Here is a 4622-nt window from a genome sequence, read left to right as displayed (position 1 = left end):
CGGCGCCCGGCGATGCCGATGAGCACCCCGGCCCGCGACACCGCCGAGCGCCGCACCCTGGTGGTGGGCCGCGGCATCAGCGTGCAGGGCACGGTGCAGGACGCCGAGCGCCTGGTCGTAGAAGGCACGGTGGAAGCCAACATGATCAACGGGCTGAATGAGCTCTCGATCGCCCAGGGCGGCATTTTCAAGGGTGAGGTCGAGGTGGATCAGGCCGAGGTGGCCGGCACCATCGACGGCACGCTGGTCGCCCGGCACACGCTGATCGTGCGCGCCACCGGGCGCGTGGTTGGCACCGCGCGCTGCCGCCGCCTGCAGGTGGAGGATGGCGGCCAGATCACCGGCCGCATCGAGATGCTGAACGAGACGCTGGCCCCGCTCTCCGAGGCCTGAGCCCCGGATCAGGTGAAAGGGGGCCGCGGCCCCCTTTTTCATGCCGCCACGCGCTTGGCCTCGATCTTGTCCCAAATGGTGGCGGCGAGATTCAGATTGTCGAACCGCGCGATCTGCTGCAGTCCGGTGGGCGAGGTGACGTTGATCTCGGTGAGGTAGTCGCCGATCACGTCGATGCCGGTGAACAGCAGCCCCTGCTCCCTCAGTGTCGGCCCGATCGCGGTGCAGATTTCAAGTTCGCGCGCGGTGAGCCGCGTCGGCTCCGCCTTGCCGCCAGCATGCATGTTGGAGCGCGAATCGCCCTCGGCCGGAACGCGGTTGATCGCCCCCAGCGGCTCGCCATCGATCAGGATGATGCGCTTATCGCCCTTGCGCACGGCGGCCTCGTAGCGCTGCACCATTAGCGGCTCGCGCGAGGCGGCGAAGAACATGTCGAGCAGCGAGCCGAGATTCTCGTCATCCGGCTTGATGCGGAACACGCCGATGCCGCCATTACCGAAGAGCGGCTTGACGATGATGTCCTTGTGCAGCGCCCGAAACTCACGGATCGCCTCGCGGTCCCACGAGATCAGGGTGGGCGGCATCAGCTGCGGGAAATGCATCACCAGCAATTTCTCGGGCGCGTTGCGCACGGAAACCGGGTTGTTCACCACCAGCGTCTTCGGGTGGATATGCTCCAGCATATGGGTGGCGGTGATGTAGGCCATGTCAAAGGGCGGGTCCTGGCGCATCAGCACCACGTCCATGTCGGCCAGGTCGGTGATCGTCTCGGGGCCAAATTCGTGATGCGCGCCGGGGATGTCCCGCACCGTCACCGGCTTCACCCGCGCCAGCAGCCGGGCGCCGTCGAGCCACATATGCGGCACCTCGTAATGCCAGAGCTTATGGCCGCGGGCCTGGGCCTCCAGCATCAGGGCGAAGGTGGAGTCCCCGGTGATGTCGATGCTGTGCAGCGGGTCCATCTGCACGGCGATTTTCAGAGATGTCATGCGATCCTCGGGCGGTTTGCCGCCGAAGCTATCAGGACGCGGCGGGAGGCTCCAGAGCCGCGGCGGTCAAACCAGGATGCGCGAGGCTCTGCATGCAGCGGATCGGGTCGCCATTATCGGGCACGGCAGCGGCGACGCGGGGCACGCCGTTGGCGTCGGGGTAGAGGAACACATCCAGCCCGCACACGGCGGAGTGATAGAGCCAGACTTGGGCCGTGCCATCGACCCGGCGCAGCGCCGGGGCGCCGAAATCGGTGCTCAGCACCTGCGGGGTGGAGCCCATGAGCGCCTGGGTGCTGGCGGGAATGGCAGGCCCCGCATCGCCAAGCTGGGGCGCGGGGGCGGTGCAACTGGCCAGCGCGAACAGCCCGCCAGCCAGGGAGACGATTGGAAACTTTGCCCGCCGCGCCATGCGAATTCCGGAGTTTGAGGTCTTCTGCGCGTATAACAAACACCGGCCGCTTTGCCAGGGGGGCGGCGGCGGAATCGACAAAATTAATGTGGCCCCGGCGGAATTTGCTTTGTCATAATCCTTTCAAGGCGCCGCCTTATTCATGCCTTGGTTGCCGGAGAATGTGCCGGGTATGGACAGATGGTCCATGTCTTAGAGATTCACGGAGCCTGACGATGCCTGCCAATATGCTGAAGATCGAAGCCGAACTTCGCCATGCCGTGATCGACCGGCTGATCGCCGCGTCGCTCACCGATGGCAAGCCGGCCCGGGAGGCGACCCTGGAGCGCTGGCGCGCGCTCGGCGGCCAGTCCGCCGCCCGCAAGACCGACGCCAACGCCTGACCCCACCGCGCCGGAGCGGGCGCCCGTCCCGGCCAGATCTCTCCCGCAGCGATTGAGCCCGCGCCCGCGGGCTCTATATGTAAGGTTCGCGGTACCCATGCCGCGCCCGATTCGCCAAGGAGAGCCCCATGCAGCCGCAAGCCGGCCCAGACTTCCCCTTCACCCTGACCGACGCCGAGTGGCGCGCGCGGCTGACGCCGGAGCAATATGCGGTGCTGCGCGGGCATGCCACCGAGCGCCCCGGCAGTTGCGCGCTCAATTACGAGAAGCGACACGGCACCTTCAGCTGCGCGGGCTGCGGCAATAAGCTGTTTGCCTCCGGCCGGAAATTTGAAAGCGGCACGGGCTGGCCGAGCTTTAACGACCCCGAGGAAGGCGCGCTTGCCACCACGATCGACCGCAGCCACGGCATGGTCCGCATGGAGGTGCATTGCGCGCGATGCGGCGGACATCTGGGCCATGTGTTCGAGGACGGCCCGCCCCCGACCTTCCTGCGCTACTGCATCAATGGCGTGGCGATGAATTTCAGCCCCGCCGAATAGACGACAAAAAACCCGCCTTGCATCAGCAGGGCGGGTTTTTTGATACCGGTTGACTGAGTTAGTTGTAGGTAATCCCAATCATGCTGCCGCCGACACCGCCGGTAACGGACACGTTGGCGGTGCTGACGCCCTGCAACACGATATTGGTGCCATCGCTCAGGAAGATTTCGGTGCCGCCGCCAAGGCCATTATACGTGCTCACATTGAGGATCGTGGCATCGCCAGGCTTCGTGAGAGTGGCATCGGTGAGGTGAATTTGGCTGTTGGGGCCAAAATTCGTGATGGTCATCGTGCTGCCGCCGGTGGTCTCACCACCGCTCTGGCTGCCCACGATATCATACACATTTGTCGCCCCGGAGACGGTAGAGCCGGTCAGGGTTTCATTGGCCGTGTTGCCAATGACGAAAGTTTGCGTGCCAGACCCGTCGGTGGAAACACTGCCCGAAGCGGTCGTTTGGCCAACGCCGTAGTAATAGAGGCCGATACCGAACAGATTGTTGGCAGATCCAGCGCTGGCGATGAGCGTCTCGAAGCCGGTACCCGTGAACAAAACATTGCCCGCGCTGGAGGCGCCAATAAGCGTATCGCCCGTGCCGCCGCCGATCATGGTAACGGCGCCAGCCCCACCAACCAGGGAGTTATTGCCCGCGCGCCCGCCGACATAAATGCCGCCGCCAGCGCCGGCATTCACCGTGACCGAGTTCGGCGCGAAGGATTTGCCGCCATTGCTGTAGAAGGCCGAATAAACGGTGCCCGCCTGAGACGACGTATTGATGAAGTCGAGATTGCCGCCCGCATTCGGCAGGAACTGAATATTGACCAGCGAGTTATCCGAGGCCGTGATGGTCGCGGCATCGGAGCCGCCCAGAAAGACGCTGGTGGTGGCGTTGCCAACGGCGTTGGCATATTCATTGCCGGCGTTCGGCCCGCCGCCGCTGACGCCGCCGTTGAAGGTCAGCGTGTCATTCCCCGCGCTCAGCACGGTGTCGCTGTTGTTCATGCCCACGACGTTGATGGCGTCGTTGCCGCCCGCGGCGACGATCGAGGCGTTGGAGTTGCCGCGCGTATCATAAGTAACATTGCTGCCCGCGCCGAACAGCGCGAAGCCGACGGAGCTGTTACCGGTGATGGTCTCCGCGCCCGGCGCCTGCACGATCAGATCGGTGACGCCCGCGCTCACGGTGTAGGCGCCGGAGACGGAGGTGCTGGTGACGCCACCAGTCGAATCGGTGTTGGTGAACTCTTCGAACGACCCGGCCGCGCCGCTGACGGACGCAACAAAATCGCTGCCCGCGGCAATGTCGTTGTTCTCGAAGGAATACGTGCCGCCGGTGATGCTGTTGGAAAGCGCGGTGAGGTAGTTCTGCAGCAGGTTATTCAGCGAACTCGATGTTGAGGCATTGCCCGGAATGCTCGAGGGAACAGAGACAATGCCCGTATGCGCGTTGAACGCGCCGCCGATCGTTAAAGTCGCTCCAGACATTCTTCAATCCTCAATGTGCAACCAATTACAGCCGGTTTAGCTTACGCAGCGCAGCAGGCGCAAGAAAGAATCCGGATTTGCAATTATAAATTCTTCGTCAGTGGCGAAGCCGCCGGATTTAGAAAATATTACTGAATGTTATTTGTATAAATATCGTACAATTTTATATAAATTGGCACAATAAAATGTTTTTTATACATTAATTTTTAGGTTTTACTGCAATTTTTAGTAGAATTGTGCGCGGCTCAGCCGAACATGGACAGAATGGTCGGCTTATTTCACCTAATTTCAGGCCAACTTCGAGGCGGCGAGAGTGATTCATACGACAAAAGTACGCAAAACGGACCTTTTGAATCAGCCCTGAATCGCCCTGTCCAAAAAATTTCACAAAACCGTGAGCCCGTGGCAGGTGAACAGATC

7 protein-coding genes are annotated in these 4622 nt (G+C 62.4%); 3 read left to right on the top strand and 4 right to left on the bottom strand.

Features of this window, described 5'->3' with window-relative positions; all coding sequences use genetic code 11:
- Nucleotides 1-393 (top strand): polymer-forming cytoskeletal protein (locus LI953_RS15170; protein ID WP_227076931.1); only part of this gene is annotated, 393 nt, incomplete at its 5' end.
- Between the two features lie 38 nt (nucleotides 394-431).
- Here the strand turns inward: LI953_RS15170 and gshB are convergent.
- Entirely contained in the window at nucleotides 432-1382 is a 951-nt protein-coding gene (gshB, locus tag LI953_RS15165) for a glutathione synthase (RefSeq protein WP_227076930.1), read from the bottom strand.
- 31 nt (nucleotides 1383-1413) lie between these two features.
- A complete protein-coding gene (locus tag LI953_RS15160; protein WP_227076929.1) occupies nucleotides 1414-1794 on the bottom strand; it encodes a hypothetical protein in 381 nt (126 codons plus the stop codon).
- 215 nt (nucleotides 1795-2009) lie between these two features.
- On the opposite strand from LI953_RS15160, the gene LI953_RS15155 reads away from it, so the two are divergent.
- On the top strand, nucleotides 2010-2177 hold the full coding sequence (locus tag LI953_RS15155; protein ID WP_227076928.1) for a hypothetical protein: 168 nt from the start codon (nucleotides 2010-2012) through the stop codon (nucleotides 2175-2177).
- 128 nt (nucleotides 2178-2305) lie between these two features.
- Nucleotides 2306-2719, top strand: a complete 414-nt coding sequence (gene msrB / locus LI953_RS15150) for a peptide-methionine (R)-S-oxide reductase MsrB (RefSeq protein ID WP_227076927.1) — start codon at nucleotides 2306-2308, stop codon at nucleotides 2717-2719.
- A gap of 58 nt (nucleotides 2720-2777) precedes the next feature.
- Here msrB and LI953_RS15145 read toward each other — a convergent pair whose 3' ends face one another.
- Nucleotides 2778-4202 carry a hypothetical protein gene (locus LI953_RS15145; RefSeq protein WP_227076926.1) on the bottom strand — a complete coding sequence of 475 codons (1425 nt, stop codon included), beginning with the start codon at nucleotides 4200-4202 and terminating at the stop codon, nucleotides 2778-2780.
- A gap of 199 nt (nucleotides 4203-4401) precedes the next feature.
- Nucleotides 4402-4622: hypothetical protein (locus tag LI953_RS15140; protein WP_227076925.1), on the bottom strand; the 221-nt coding region annotated here is incomplete at its 5' end.

Origin of the sequence: Acidocella sp. KAb 2-4 (genome assembly GCF_020567705.1) — a bacterium.
Lineage (GTDB): Bacteria > Pseudomonadota > Alphaproteobacteria > Acetobacterales > Acetobacteraceae > Acidocella.
This window is presented reverse-complemented; position numbering and strand designations above follow the sequence as displayed.

Excerpts from the sequence above, each read along its gene's own strand:
- LI953_RS15145 (WP_227076926.1), bottom strand. The coding sequence starts at position 4,202 with ATGTCTGGAGCGACTTTAACGATCGGCGGCGCGTTCAACGCGCATACG.
- gshB (WP_227076930.1), bottom strand. The coding sequence starts at position 1,382 with ATGACATCTCTGAAAATCGCCGTGCAGATGGACCCGCTGCACAGCATC.
- LI953_RS15160 (WP_227076929.1), bottom strand. The coding sequence starts at position 1,794 with ATGGCGCGGCGGGCAAAGTTTCCAATCGTCTCCCTGGCTGGCGGGCTG.
- msrB (WP_227076927.1), top strand. The coding sequence starts at position 2,306 with ATGCAGCCGCAAGCCGGCCCAGACTTCCCCTTCACCCTGACCGACGCC.
- LI953_RS15155 (WP_227076928.1), top strand. The coding sequence starts at position 2,010 with ATGCCTGCCAATATGCTGAAGATCGAAGCCGAACTTCGCCATGCCGTG.